Source organism: Rathayibacter sp. VKM Ac-2929, assembly GCF_022815495.1.
Lineage (GTDB): Bacteria > Actinomycetota > Actinomycetes > Actinomycetales > Microbacteriaceae > Rathayibacter > Rathayibacter festucae.
On the sequence record NZ_JALGRV010000002.1, the window covers coordinates 727,520 to 740,229 of the forward strand.

Below are 12,710 nucleotides of genomic sequence, written 5' to 3' on the forward strand. Positions count from 1 at the left end.
GTCCGGAGCATCCCGCGCGCACGGCCTGCCGCCGAGGCGACGGGGCGCTGTCGGCGGTGCGCCCTACGCTGTCGATCAAGCAGCGAGGGGAGCCGCATGGGTGACGAGACGACGACGAGGACGCAGCCGGAGAATCCGCAGCTCGGGCACTTCCGGGCCGCCGACCGGGTGGTCGCGCACCTCAGCGACATGCACTTCCTCGCGGAGGGCGCTCCGCTCTACGGGCGCGTCGACACCGTCTCCCGGCTCGAGCAGGCCGTCGCGCGGCTCGTCGAGCGCGGCGGTCGGCTCGACGCGATCGTCGTCACGGGGGACGTCGCCGATCGCGGTGAGGAGGACGCCTACCGGCGGGTCAAGGACGTCCTCGATCCCGTGGGCGAGCGCTTCGACTGCCCGATCGTCTGGGTGATGGGCAACCACGATGAGCGCGGTGCGTTCCGCCGGGTGCTCCTCGATCAGGAGCCGGGCGACGTGTCCAGCGATGCCCCGATCGACCAGGTCGTCGACCTCGGCGGGCTGCGGCTCATCGCGCTCGACAGCGCGGTGCCGGGCTACCACCACGGCGCGCTCACCGGCGAGCAGCTCGAGGCGCTCCGAGCCGAGCTCGCGACGCCTGCTCCACTCGGCACGATCCTCGCGCTGCACCACCCGCCGCTGCCGACGCCGCTCGGAGCGATGACCGTGCTCGAGCTCCGCGGAATGGACCGGCTGGAGGAGGTGGTGCGCGGGACCGACGTGCGCGCGATCCTCGGCGGGCACCTGCACTATCCGACGGCCGCCACCTTCGCCGGCGTCCCGGTCTTCGTCGCCGGAGCGACCAGCTACACGATGGACCTCGGCGCTCCGGAGCGCGAGCTCGCCGGCATCGACGGCGCGCAGAGCTTCTCGCTCGTCCACGTGCACCCGGAGACCGTCGTCACCTCGCTCGTCCCGAGCGCCACCGCGCCGATCGCCACCCGCTTCGGCACGGATCTGATCGAGAAGCTCGAGAGCCTCGACGAGCAGGGCCGCATCGACCTGTGGTCGCGGATGCCGGGCACCGATGGCTGACACGCCTCCCGCAGGCCTGCCCCCGCGTGGCGAGCCGCTCGCGGCGGCCGTCGAGGACTTCCTCCGCTACGTCCTCGACGAGCGCTCCCTCTCACCCGCCACGGCCCGCGGCTACCGCGCGGACCTCTCGACGCTGATCGACTTCGCCGCAGGCAGGAAGCAGCCGATGCTCGCCCAGCTCGACCTCGAGCTGCTGCGCGACTGGCTCTGGCACGAGTCGCAGACCGGCGTCGCACGCGCGACGCTCGCCCGGCGGACCGCGGCCGTCCGCTCCTTCTCGTCCTGGGCGCAGCGCTCCGAGCGCCTGCCGATCGACGTCGCCGCACGCCTGCGCACGCCGAAGGGCGGGCGCCCGCTGCCGCGCGTGCTCACCGAGCCGCAGACCGAGCACCTGATCGACGTGGTCGCGGCGCGCGGGGCGACCGAGGACCCGGTGGCCCTGCGCGACCTCGCGATCATCGAGCTGCTCTACGCCTCCGGCATCCGCGTCTCCGAGCTCGTCGCGATCGACGTCGGCGACCTCGACCTGAGCCGGCTCACCGTGCTGGTCACCGGCAAGGGGAGCAAGCAGCGCGTCGTGCCGTTCGGCGTGCCCGCGAAGGAGGCGCTCATCGCCTACCTGGAGAAGGCCCGCCCGCAGCTGCTCCCGGACGCGGAGGCCAGCGCGACCGGGACGAGCACCCCGGCCCTTTTCCTCGGCCGTCGCGGCGCCCGCCTCACCCCGCGCACCGTCTACGGCGTCGTCGCCCGGCTCCTCGACGGCGGCCAGGGCTCCGGCCCGTCCGGCCCGCACACCCTCCGGCACACCGCGGCGACGCACCTGCTCGACGGGGGAGCGGACCTCCGCGCCGTCCAGGAGCTGCTCGGCCACGCGAGCCTCGGCACCACCCAGATCTACACCCATGTCTCGACCGAGCGGATCCGCGAGGCCTACCGCCTCGCCCACCCGCGCGCCTGAGCGCGCCGCCGTCACCACCGCCTGCTCCGGATCGGCGACCGCTCCTGCGGCCACTCCGTCCATCGGCAGCAGCACCGCCCGCGGGATCCCGCCGAAGAACCGCATCGGGTTCACGTACTCCCCGTCCTCGCGCACCCCGAGGTGCACGCACGAGCCGTCGCAGTGCCCGCCCGAGCCCACCGAGCCGACGACGTCCCCGGCGCGGACCTCCTGACCCTCCGCGACGGACGGCTCGACCGGCTCCACGCTCGACACCAGCCCGTCGGCGTGCGCGATGCTGACCACGCTCCTGTCGACCACCCGCCCCGCGAAGGACACCCGCCCGTCCGCGACGGCCCGCACCGGAGAACCCGCCGTGGCAGCGAGGTCGATCCCGCGATGCCCCGCGGCGTAGCGATGCGCGGGCGCCCGCCACGGCTCGACGACGGAGAAGCCGTCCACCGGCGGGGTCCAGAGCATCGGAGCGAGCAGGGCGAGCACCAGGAACACGCCCGGGCGGAGGAGGAGAGGAGCAACCATGCGGACACCCTCGCCGACAGCGCAGAGGCGCGGGCGACTCGCGGCCCGACCGGGGGAGAAGCACCGGAGTACGCCGCCTGTGGAGGAGCGACTGCGAAAGCAGCGCTCCGCAACCCGTCCCGGCGGATTGGCAGGCGGGAGTAACGTGCCTGTGATCCGGAGCGGGCGCGGAGACACCGCACCCACCGGCGGCGAGAATCGGAGACGACCATGACCAGCGGACGATCTGACACCATCCCGAACCCCTCGGCGGCGAAACTGAAGAGGAAGGTGATCGGTCTCGCCATCGCGGCGGCGGTCGGCGGCTTCCTCTTCGGCTTCGACTCGTCCGTGGTCAACGGAGCGGTCGAGGCGGTGCAGGGCGAGTTCGAGCTGTCGGCCGCGCTGATCGGCTTCGCCGTCGCGTCGGCACTCCTCGGCTGCGCGGTCGGCGCCTACCTCGCCGGTCGCCTCGCGGACCGCTGGGGCCGCATCAAGGTCATGCTGCTCGGCGCAGGCCTCTTCTTCATCTCCTCGATCGGCGCCGGCGCGGCCTTCGCCGTGTGGGACCTCGTCCTCTGGCGCGTCGTCGGCGGCCTGGGCATCGGCATCGCCTCGGTGATCGCCCCCACCTACATCTCCGAGATCGCACCCAAGGCGATCCGCGGGGCGCTCGCGTCGCTGCAGCAGCTCGCGATCACGCTCGGCATCTTCGCCGCGCTGCTCTCGGACACCGTCATCGCCGAGGGCGCCGGCGGAGCGTCCGAGCCGTACTGGTTCGGCGTCGCGGCCTGGCGCTGGATGTTCATCGCCTGCGCCGTCCCCGCCGTGATCTACGGACTGCTCGCCCTGACGCTGCCGGAGTCGCCGCGCTACCTGGCCACGCGGGGTCGCTCGCAGGACGCGCGCAAGGTCCTCGCGACGGTGACCCCGCGCGACGAGGTGGACGAGGCACTGGCCGACATCCAGAAGAAGATCGACGAGGACGCCGAGAACGCCCAGCGCTCGAGCCTGCGCGGTCCGGCGCTCGGCCTGCTGCCGGTGGTCTGGGTCGGCATCCTGCTCTCGGTGTTCCAGCAGTTCGTCGGCATCAACGTGATCTTCTACTACTCGACCTCGCTCTGGAGCGCGGTCGGATTCGACGAGTCGAACTCGTTCGCCATCTCGGTCTTCACCTCGGTCGTGAACGTCGTGGTCACCTTCGTCGCGATCTTCCTGGTGGACAAGGTCGGCCGGAAGCCGCTGCTGCTCGTCGGCTCCGCCGGCATGGCGATCTCGCTCGGACTGATGGCGCTCGCGTTCAGCCAGTCGACGATCAGCGGCGAGGACGTCTCGCTGCCCGGCGCCTGGGGTCCGATCGCGTTGGTCTCGGCCAACGCCTTCGTGGTCTTCTTCGGCGCGACCTGGGGCCCGCTGGTCTGGGTGCTGCTCGGCGAGATCTTCCCGAACCGGATCCGCGCCGCCGCCCTGGGCCTCGCCGCCTCGGCGCAGTGGATCGCCAACTTCGCGATCACGGTGACGTTCCCGATCCTGTCGCAGGACGTCTCGCTGACCCTCGCCTACGGCCTCTACGCGGCGTTCGCCCTCATCTCGTTCTTCTTCGTCTTCCTGTTCGTGCCCGAGACCAAGGGCCGCTCACTGGAGGAGATGGACACCCTGCACATCCGCACCGTGATGAAGTCGGCGCGCAAGTAGGGCCGCACCGCGCCCCTTTCCGAGCTCCGGCTCGCGAGAACGCCTCCGGCTCGTGGAATCCCAGCGGTTCTACGTGCCGGAGGCGTTTCCGCGTGCCGGAGCCGCGTGGCTGAGCTGCGCGGCGGACTTCGGGCTCGTGATTGCGGGTCGGGCTCGTCAGATCGGGTGGTTCCTGCGTGCCGGAGGTGTTTCTGCGTGCCGGAGCCGCGCGGCGGGACGTCGGGCCCGAGGTTTCGGTCCGGGCTCGTGGGATCGGGCGGCTTCCGAGTGCCGGAGGTGTACTCACCTGCCGAACGTGGGTGGTGGAGCCCCGGGCTCGCGATTTCGGCTCGGGCTCGTCGGATCGGAGATTCTCCGCGTGCCGGAGGTGTTTCTGCGTGCCGGAGGTGAGCAGCGGGACCCCGGGCTCGTGATCTCGGCTCTGGCTCGTCGAATCGGGCGGTTTCCGCGTGCCGGAGGCGTCTCCGCGTGCCGGAGGTGGTCGGCAGCCGGGCGGCGGACGCGCGGGTCCCGCACCCGCGGGGGAGGCGGCCGTCCTGGTGCTAGTCTTCTCGGAGCACCTCGCTCGTCGGGGTGACTACGCGCGCCCATTCGGCCAACGCTCCCCACGGTCCCCTTCGCCCAGTGCGAGGAGGGCGGGAGCGCGCCGGGCGCCAGGGCGACGTGCCGACCGGCCGTCGCGGACAACCGAACGGGAGTTCGGCGCCGTCGTGCGCCCGAGCCCCAGAGAAGGAGAACGACTCATGGCAGTCGTCACCATGCGCCAGCTGCTCGACAGCGGCGTTCACTTCGGGCACCAGACCCGTCGCTGGAACCCGAAGATGAAGCGCTTCATCCTGACCGAGCGCTCGGGCAGCTACATCATCGACCTCCAGCAGTCGCTGGCCTACATCGACAAGACCTACGACTTCGTCAAGGAGACGGTCGCCCACGGCGGCACCATCCTCTTCGTCGGCACGAAGAAGCAGGCGCAGAACGCGATCTCCGAGCAGGCGACCCGCGTCGGCCAGCCCTACGTCAACCAGCGCTGGCTCGGTGGCCTCCTCACCAACTTCCAGACGGTCTCCAAGCGCCTCGCGCGCATGAAGGAGCTCGAGGAGCTCGACTTCGACGACACGTCGAAGAGCGGCTTCACGAAGAAGGAGCTCCTCATCAAGAAGCGGGAGCTCGACAAGCTGCACAAGTCGCTCGGCGGCATCCGCAACCTCTCGAAGACGCCGTCGGCCCTGTGGGTCGTCGACACCAAGAAGGAGCACCTCGCGATCGACGAGGCCAAGAAGCTGGGCATCCCGGTCATCGGCATCCTCGACACGAACTGCGACCCGGACGAGGTCCAGTACCCGATCCCGGGCAACGACGACGCGATCCGCTCGGTGAGCCTGCTCACCCGCATCGTCGCCGACGCCGCGGCCGAGGGCCTCATCCAGCGTCACCAGAAGCCCGAGGCCGAGGGCAACGTCTCCGCCGTCGAGCCGCTGGCCGAGTGGGAGAAGGAGCTGCTCACCACGAGCGACGACTCCGCCGCCTCGACCGACGCCCCGGCGTCCGACGTCCAGGAGCCCGCCGAGCAGGCCGGCGCCGAGACCGAGAAGGTCGCCGACGCCGAGCTCGCGACCGCCGACGAGGCCGTCGCCGAGGCCGAGGCGCCCGCCGAGGCCGACTCGACCACCGAGTCCGCGACCGACGAGACCCCGGCGTCCGTCTGACACCCGCACTGAGCCGGGGGTCGGACGGGTCGCGAGAGCGCCCGGCCGACCCCCGCTCATTCGGTGCACGTTCACCACGAAGCAGAACCGCCGACACCCCGGCGTGATGGAGTCCTCGACACCGAGGCCCGTCGCCGCGGGACCGGCAGACCACGACGTCCTGGCGGGCGCGGGTGCGCGAAGCACCGCGCCGACCGGACACAACAGAGGAGTTCGCAGAACTATGGCTAATTTCAGCCTCGCTGACGTCAAGACGCTGCGCGAGCAGCTCGGAACCGGCATGGTCGACACCAAGAACGCGCTCGTCGAGGCCGACGGCGACCTGGACAAGGCGGTCGAGATCCTCCGCCTCAAGGGCGCCAAGGGCAACGCGAAGCGCGCCGACCGCTCCACGAGCGAGGGCCTCGTCGCCGCCGCCGAGAAGGACGGCGTCGCCACCCTGATCGAGCTCGCCTGCGAGACCGACTTCGTCGCCAAGGGCACCAAGTTCATCGCCCTGTCCGAGGGCGTGCTGGACGCGGTCGTCGCCGCCGGCGCGACCACCGTCGAAGAGGCCCTCGCGGCCCCCGCCGGCGACAAGACCGTCGCCGACCTCATCAACGACGAGGCCGCGATCCTCGGCGAGAAGGTCGAGCTCCGCCGCGTCGCCACCGTCTCCGGCGAGCACTTCGCCGTCTACCTGCACAAGACCAACAAGGACCTGCCCCCGCAGGTCGGCGTGGTCCTGGGCTACTCGGGAGACGACGCGGAGACCGCGCGTTCGATCGCGCAGCACATCTCGTTCGCCAACCCCTCCTACCTGTCGCGCGAGGACGTGCCGCAGTCGGAGGTCGACAACGAGCGCCGCATCGTCGAGGAGATCTCGCGCGGCGAGGGCAAGCCCGAGGCCGCCCTGCCGAAGATCATCGAGGGTCGCGTCAACGCGTACTTCAAGCAGGTCGCGCTGCTCGACCAGGACTACGCCAAGGACAACAAGCTGTCCATCAGCAAGGTCGTGGCGGACGCCGGTCTGACCGTGTCGGGCTTCGCCCGCTTCAAGGTCGGCGCGTAGCACGCACAGCGAGGGGAGTCCGGGTCGTTCAGTCGACCCGGACTCCCTTCGCTCTGCCCGGGGGAGGCGCCCGGGCGTGGTCGCGGGGCGTCCCCCGCGCGGGATAGGTTTGTACGGGTCTACGGGAGGAAACGTCCATGACGGAGACGGATGCGAAGACGACGGGCAAGCGCCGCAGGGTGCTGCTGAAGCTGTCGGGGGAGGCGTTCGGAGCCGGCACTCTCGGGGTGAACCCGGACGTGATCAGCGCCCTGGCGCGCGAGATCGCCGACGCCGCGACCGAGGTCGAGATCTCGGTGGTCGTCGGCGGCGGCAACTTCTTCCGCGGGGCCGAGCTCTCGCAGCGCGGCATGGACCGCGGCCGCGCGGACTACATGGGCATGCTCGGCACGGTGATGAATGCCCTCGCCCTGCAGGACTTCCTCGAGCAGGCCGGCGCGGAGACGCGCGTGCAGTCCGCGATCGCGATGACGCAGGTCGCCGAGCCCTACATCCCCCGCCGGGCGATCCGGCACATGGAGAAGGGCCGCGTCGTGATCTTCGGCGCGGGCGCGGGCCTGCCCTACTTCTCCACCGACACCGTCGCCGCGCAGCGCGCGCTCGAGACGCACGCCGACGTCGTGCTCGTCGCGAAGAACGGCGTCGACGGGGTCTACGACGCCGACCCGCGGACCAACCCGGACGCGAAGAAGCTCGACACCCTCACCTACCAGGAGGCGCTGCAGCGCGGTCTCAAGGTCGTCGACTCGACCGCCTTCAGCCTCTGCATGGACAACGGCATGCCGATGCAGGTCTTCGGGATGGAGCCGGCCGGCAACGTCGCGCGCGCCATCCGGGGCACCCGGCTCGGCACGCTCGTCTCCAACTAGGGCGCCCCCGCCCCGAACTAGACTGACCACTTCCCTCTCTTAAGGAGCCCCCTGTGATCTCGGATGTACTCGCCGACGCGACCGTCAAGATGGACAAGGCCGTCGGAGTCGCCAAGGAGGACTTCTCCACGGTGCGCACCGGTCGGGCCAACCCCGGCCTGTTCCAGAAGGTGCTGGTGAGCTACTACGGCACGCCCACCCCGCTCTCGCAGCTCGCGTCGCTGCAGAACATCGAGGCGCGCACGCTGCTGGTCACCCCGTACGACAAGGGTGCCCTGCGCGACATCGAGCAGGCCATCCGGGACATGCCGAACCTCGGCGCCAACCCGACGAACGACGGCTCGGTCATCCGCATCAACCTCCCCGAGCTCACCGCCGAGCGCCGCAAGGAGTTCGTGAAGATCGTGCGCACCAAGGCGGAGGACGCGAAGATCGCCGTCCGCAACATCCGCCGCAGCGCGAAGAGCGACCTCGACGCGCTCAAGGGCGACATCGGCGACGACGAGCTCTCCCGCGGCGAGAAGGAGCTCGAGGCCCTGACCAAGCAGCACGTGGACGCCATCGACGAGGCGCTCAAGCGCAAGGAATCCGAACTGCTCGAGGTGTAGTGCCGTGCCCGTGAACCCCGAGGATCCCGAGAGCAGCGACGACGCTCCGGCGCCGCACGTTCCGGGCGCCCGGGGTTCGCGCATGGTCACGCGCGACGCCCTGCGCGCGCGGGCCCAGCAGGGCCGGGCCGACGTCGAGCGACAGCTCGAGGCGACCCGTGCCCAGCTCGAGGCGACCAACGAGCGGCTGACCGCGCGCTCGGGCCGGAACCTCGTCTCCGCGACCGTCATCGGCCTGATCGGCGGCGGCGCGATGGTCGTCAGCCTGCTGGTCGTCAAAGAGCTCTTCATGGTGCTGGCCGGCGCGTTGGTGCTGCTGGCGGCGCTCGAGCTGTCGAGCGCGTTGCGCCACGCCGGCCGCGACATCCCGCGCATCCCCACCGGGGTCGTAGCCGTGGTCGCCGTGCCGGCGGCCTACTACGGCGGGATGCAGGCCGCCTGGTTCGCCGTGCTGGGCGGCTCGGCGCTGGTCGCCCTCTGGCGGCTGGGGGAGCAGCTCCTCCGCCGGACGAGGTCGACCGGTCGCGAGCTCCTGCTCGACGTCGGGCTCGGCGCGTTCGTGCAGATCTACGTCACGTTCCTCGGCGCCTTCGCGATCCGCCTCGTCGCGGAGGAGGGCGGCCAGTTCTGGGCGCTGTCCTTCCTGATCCTCGTGATCGTCGTCGACACCGGCGCCTACGTCAGCGGTCTCACCTGGGGCAAGCACCCGATGGCGCCGCGGATCAGCCCGAAGAAGACCTGGGAGGGGTTCGCGGGAGCGGCGGTCGCGGGCGTCGTCGTCGGCGTTCTCCTCGCCCTCCTGCTGCTCGGCCAGCCCTGGTGGGTCGGCGCCGTGTTCGGCGCGGTCGTCCTCCTGACGGCGACGCTGGGCGATCTCGCCGAGTCGCTGATCAAGCGCGACATCGGCATCAAGGACATGAGCTCGTGGCTGCCCGGGCACGGCGGCTTCCTCGACCGGCTCGACTCGATCCTCCCGTCGGCCGCCGCGGCCTACGTGCTCTACTTCGTCTTCGCGCACTGACCGCGCACGCGCTGATCGGGCCGTGGCCGAGCGCACGGCCTCCGGCCCCTCGCGGCGCGGTCGACGCGTCGATTCCCGGACCGGGCCGCCGTCTTGGCAGAATGACGGGATGAACGCTCCCTTCCCCCGCGCGCGCGAGTCCCGGCCCGGCTACGACACGGACGAGGTCGACTCCTTCCTCGCCTCGGCCAGGGACGCCTACGCCCAGCTCTCGGGCGGTCCGGCCGACCTGCGCGCGGTGGATCTGCGGCACACCGCCTTCTCGCTGAAGAAGGGCGGCTACTCGGCGCCGCACGTCGACGCCGCGCTGGAGCGCCTCGAGGACGCCTTCGCCGTGCGCGAGCGCCAGTACGCGATCGCGGCGCAGGGCGAGGAGGCCTGGCTCCGGAGCGCCCGCGAGACCGCGCAGGAGATCGTGAACCGCCTGGCACGGCCCGCGCGGGAGCGCTTCACCCGCGCCGGCGTGCTGACCACCGGCTACAACATCCGCCAGGTCGACGCCTTCTCCGACCGCGTCTCCGGCTACTTCCGGGACGGCTCCGTGCTGACCGTGGACGACGTCCGGACGGTGTCGTTCGCGCCGCAGCGCGGCGGCTACTCCGAGCCGCAGGTGGACCTCGTGCTCGACGCCGTGGTCGACGTGATGCTGGCGGTGCGCTGAGCGGTCGGCCCCGCACTGGCGGATCGAGAGGTCCTCCGTTATGCTTTCGTGATCGTGGGTATGCATCAGAGAACGTCCGTCGCGCAGCCACCCGTCTCTCGATCCTCGGTCGAGACCTCGAAGCGCCCGGCGGCCCGTCGGTCCCGGACCCGTGTCCCGCTGGCGTTCCTCGCCTTCGCCGCCTCCATCGGCTTCGTCGCCGTCAGCGCGGTCGACCCGTCCAGCGGCGCCGTCGCGTCGCCCTTCTACCAGGCCCCGGAGCGCTTCAACGGCGACCCGGCCCAGCGCCTCGTCGTCGCCGAGGCGGCGGTCGAGCGCACCGTCCAGCGCGACACCTTCGACGCGCAGGCCAAGCCGACCCCCACGCCGACTCCGACGCCGACCCCCACTCCGACGAAGTCGAAGCAGGCCGTCGTCGAGGACGACGAGGAGGAGGAGTCGGCCGCCGCGGCGCCCGTCGCCCGCTCGGCCGCTCCGGACCCCGGCTCGGCGAAGGCCCTCGCCTACGACCAGATCGTGCAGCGCGGCTGGGCCGACAGCGAGTACGACTGCCTCGTGCTGCTGTGGAACCGCGAGTCCGGCTGGAACGTCTACGCCGAGAACAAGTCCAGCGGTGCCTACGGCATCCCGCAGGCGCTCCCCGGCAGCAAGATGGCGACCGTCGGCGGCGACTGGCAGACCAACGCCAACACCCAGATCACCTGGGGCCTCGGCTACATCTCGGGCCGCTACGGCTCGCCGTGCGGCGCCTGGGCGCACTCGGAGAGCGTCGGCTGGTACTGATCCCCGCCGCTGCCCGTCCGCAGGGGAATCGGCACGCCCGATAGCCTGATCGCGTGGATTACGCGCTGCTCGGGGTCGTCGGGATCATCACCGTCGTCACCGTCGCGCGCTTCTCGAGTCGGCTCGGGGTCGCAGCGCCGCTGCTGCTCGTCGTCATCGGCATCGGCGCGTCCTACCTCCCCGGCGTCCCCGAGATCGAGGTCGAGCCGGAGCTGATCCTCGCCGGGGTGCTGCCACCGCTGCTGTACTCCGCGGCGATCCAGGTGCCGCTCGCCGACTTCCGGCGGAATCTGCGCTCGATCTTCGGGCTGTCTGTGCTGCTCGTCGTCGTCACGGCGCTCGTCGTCGGCTTCTTCCTCTACATGCTGCTGCCGGACCTCAGCCTCCCGGCCGCCATCGCGCTCGGCGCCGTGGTCAGTCCGACCGACGCGGTCGCGGCCACCTCGATCGGCAAGAAGCTCGGCCTGCCGCCCCGGCTCGTGACGGTGCTCGAGGGCGAGAGCCTCGTCAACGACGCGTCGGCGCTCGTGCTGCTGCGCGCCGCCACGGCCGCGACTGCGGTGGTGGGCGCCTCCGTCTCGAGCGACGCCATCGACATCGGCGAGGTCGGCGTGCTCTTCGTGTACTCGGTCGTGATGGCCGTCGTCCTCGGGCTGGTGATGGGCGTGCTGACCGTCTTCGTGCGCTCGAAGCTGCGCGACCCGGTGCTCGACACCGCGGTCTCGTTCGCGGTGCCCTTCCTCGCCTACATCCCGGCGGAGGAGCTCGGCGCCTCGGGTGTCCTCGCAGTGGTCGTCACGGGCATCTACACCGGGCACAACAGCGCGCGCTTCCTCAGCCCGCAGTCGCGGATCAGCGAGCGGGTGAACTGGCGGACGGCGCAGTTCCTGCTCGAGAACGGCGTGTTCCTCCTGATGGGCGCCGAGATCAAGGCGATCGTCGGCGACATCGAGCCGGGCGGCGTCGGCGTCGACACCGCGGTCCTCCTCGGGCTCGCGACGGTCGTGATCCTGATCGTGCTGCGCACCCTCTTCGTCTGGCCGCTGCTGCTCTGGCTGCGCGGCTCGGGCCGGCGCGCGGAGCGGATCAACCGCCGGCTCGCGGTCGGGGTGATGCGCCTGCGCAACAGCGCCAGCAGCGACGAGCGGTTCGTCCGCCGCCAGCAGCGGGCGGAGCGGCTGTACCAGCGGCGGGAGACCGACCTCGCGGCGACGACGAGCGAGGCCTTCGGCTGGCGCGGCGGCGTCATCCTCTCCTGGTCCGGGATGCGCGGCGTGGTCACGCTCGCGGCGGCGCAGTCGCTGCCGGAGGAGACGCCGTACCGCTCGCAGCTGATCCTGATCGCCTTCACGGTCGCGGTGGTCACCCTCCTGCTGCAGGGGGCGACCCTGCCGGCGCTCATCCGGGTCACGGGCATCCAGGGGAGCGACGGCGACGCCGACCGCCGCGAGCTGGCCACGCTGCTCGACGAGGTCGCCTCGACCGGCATCCAGGCGCTGCCCGAGGCGGTCGAGGACCTGCCGGCCGGCAGTGTCGGCGAGCGGGTGCTGGAGCGGGTCCGCCGGGACACGCTGACCCGCTCGCAGGTCGCGTGGGAGCAGGTGGAGCGCGAGGCCGACGGCCCGCTGGGCCCGCAGGGGCAGTATCTGCACCTGCGGCGGGCGGTGCTCAGCGCCGAGCGCGAGGCGCTGCTGGAGGCGCGCGGTCGAGGGGTCTACTCCTCGCGGATCCTGCGGCGGGCGCAGCTGATGCTCGACGCCGAGGAGACGCGGCTCGAGATGGACGACTCCTCGCACTGACCCGCCCGGGA

At 71.6% G+C, this 12,710-nt stretch carries 11 protein-coding genes and 1 pseudogene; 11 read left to right on the plus strand and 1 reads right to left on the minus strand.

Annotated features, from left to right (window positions below; translation table 11 throughout):
• Positions 1 to 96 precede the first annotated feature (96 nt).
• Together MT355_RS07975 and MT355_RS07980 are read left to right on the plus strand one after the other, a co-directional pair.
• Entirely contained in the window at positions 97 to 1,050 is a 954-nt protein-coding gene (locus MT355_RS07975) for a phosphodiesterase (protein ID WP_243599112.1), read from the plus strand.
• Positions 1,043 to 2,008, plus strand: coding sequence for a tyrosine recombinase XerC (locus MT355_RS07980; protein ID WP_243599113.1), 966 nt, complete (start codon positions 1,043 to 1,045; stop codon positions 2,006 to 2,008). Before MT355_RS07975 ends, MT355_RS07980 begins: the two co-directional genes overlap by 8 nt.
• A 117-nt stretch (positions 2,009 to 2,125) precedes the next feature.
• On the opposite strand, the pseudogene MT355_RS07985 reads toward MT355_RS07980, so the two are convergent.
• Positions 2,126 to 2,527, minus strand: a pseudogene (locus MT355_RS07985) (M23 family metallopeptidase); the annotation flags it as partial.
• A 210-nt stretch (positions 2,528 to 2,737) separates the two neighbouring features.
• On the opposite strand from MT355_RS07985, the gene MT355_RS07990 reads away from it, so the two are divergent.
• The 9 genes from MT355_RS07990 (at position 2,738) to MT355_RS08030 (ending at position 12,699) form a co-directional block, all read left to right on the plus strand.
• On the plus strand, positions 2,738 to 4,201 hold the full coding sequence (locus MT355_RS07990; RefSeq protein WP_123445729.1) for a sugar porter family MFS transporter: 1,464 nt from the start codon (positions 2,738 to 2,740) through the stop codon (positions 4,199 to 4,201).
• A 743-nt stretch (positions 4,202 to 4,944) separates the two neighbouring features.
• Entirely contained in the window at positions 4,945 to 5,907 is a 963-nt protein-coding gene (gene rpsB / locus MT355_RS07995) for a 30S ribosomal protein S2 (protein WP_243599114.1), read from the plus strand.
• Between the two features lie 223 nt (positions 5,908 to 6,130).
• Positions 6,131 to 6,958 carry a translation elongation factor Ts gene (gene tsf / locus MT355_RS08000; RefSeq protein ID WP_123732203.1) on the plus strand — a complete coding sequence of 276 codons (828 nt, stop codon included), beginning with the start codon at positions 6,131 to 6,133 and terminating at the stop codon, positions 6,956 to 6,958.
• Between the two features lie 137 nt (positions 6,959 to 7,095).
• Positions 7,096 to 7,827 carry a UMP kinase gene (gene pyrH / locus MT355_RS08005; RefSeq protein WP_123445732.1) on the plus strand — a complete coding sequence of 244 codons (732 nt, stop codon included), beginning with the start codon at positions 7,096 to 7,098 and terminating at the stop codon, positions 7,825 to 7,827.
• A gap of 53 nt (positions 7,828 to 7,880) precedes the next feature.
• Entirely contained in the window at positions 7,881 to 8,435 is a 555-nt protein-coding gene (frr, locus tag MT355_RS08010; RefSeq protein WP_123445733.1) for a ribosome recycling factor, read from the plus strand.
• A gap of 82 nt (positions 8,436 to 8,517) precedes the next feature.
• On the plus strand, positions 8,518 to 9,456 hold the full coding sequence (locus tag MT355_RS08015; protein ID WP_243599115.1) for a phosphatidate cytidylyltransferase: 939 nt from the start codon (positions 8,518 to 8,520) through the stop codon (positions 9,454 to 9,456).
• A 109-nt stretch (positions 9,457 to 9,565) separates the two neighbouring features.
• Positions 9,566 to 10,117 (plus strand): DivIVA domain-containing protein, encoded by a 552-nt coding sequence (locus MT355_RS08020; RefSeq protein WP_243599116.1) that lies wholly within the window; start codon positions 9,566 to 9,568, stop codon positions 10,115 to 10,117.
• Positions 10,118 to 10,177: 60 nt separating this feature from the next.
• Positions 10,178 to 10,900, plus strand: a complete 723-nt coding sequence (locus tag MT355_RS08025; RefSeq protein WP_123736859.1) for a lytic transglycosylase domain-containing protein — start codon at positions 10,178 to 10,180, stop codon at positions 10,898 to 10,900.
• 53 nt (positions 10,901 to 10,953) lie between these two features.
• Positions 10,954 to 12,699 carry a sodium:proton antiporter gene (locus MT355_RS08030; protein ID WP_243599117.1) on the plus strand — a complete coding sequence of 582 codons (1,746 nt, stop codon included), beginning with the start codon at positions 10,954 to 10,956 and terminating at the stop codon, positions 12,697 to 12,699.
• Positions 12,700 to 12,710 lie beyond the last annotated feature (11 nt).

What these genes read in the sequence shown, in the direction of transcription:
- MT355_RS07975 (WP_243599112.1), top strand. Translation starts at nt 97, where the DNA reads ATGGGTGACGAGACGACGACGAGGACGCAGCCGGAGAATCCGCAGCTC.
- MT355_RS07980 (WP_243599113.1), top strand. Translation starts at nt 1,043, where the DNA reads ATGGCTGACACGCCTCCCGCAGGCCTGCCCCCGCGTGGCGAGCCGCTC.
- MT355_RS07990 (WP_123445729.1), top strand. Translation starts at nt 2,738, where the DNA reads ATGACCAGCGGACGATCTGACACCATCCCGAACCCCTCGGCGGCGAAA.
- rpsB (WP_243599114.1), top strand. Translation starts at nt 4,945, where the DNA reads ATGGCAGTCGTCACCATGCGCCAGCTGCTCGACAGCGGCGTTCACTTC.
- tsf (WP_123732203.1), top strand. Translation starts at nt 6,131, where the DNA reads ATGGCTAATTTCAGCCTCGCTGACGTCAAGACGCTGCGCGAGCAGCTC.
- pyrH (WP_123445732.1), top strand. Translation starts at nt 7,096, where the DNA reads ATGACGGAGACGGATGCGAAGACGACGGGCAAGCGCCGCAGGGTGCTG.
- MT355_RS08015 (WP_243599115.1), top strand. Translation starts at nt 8,518, where the DNA reads ATGGTCACGCGCGACGCCCTGCGCGCGCGGGCCCAGCAGGGCCGGGCC.
- MT355_RS08020 (WP_243599116.1), top strand. Translation starts at nt 9,566, where the DNA reads ATGAACGCTCCCTTCCCCCGCGCGCGCGAGTCCCGGCCCGGCTACGAC.
- MT355_RS08025 (WP_123736859.1), top strand. Translation starts at nt 10,178, where the DNA reads ATGCATCAGAGAACGTCCGTCGCGCAGCCACCCGTCTCTCGATCCTCG.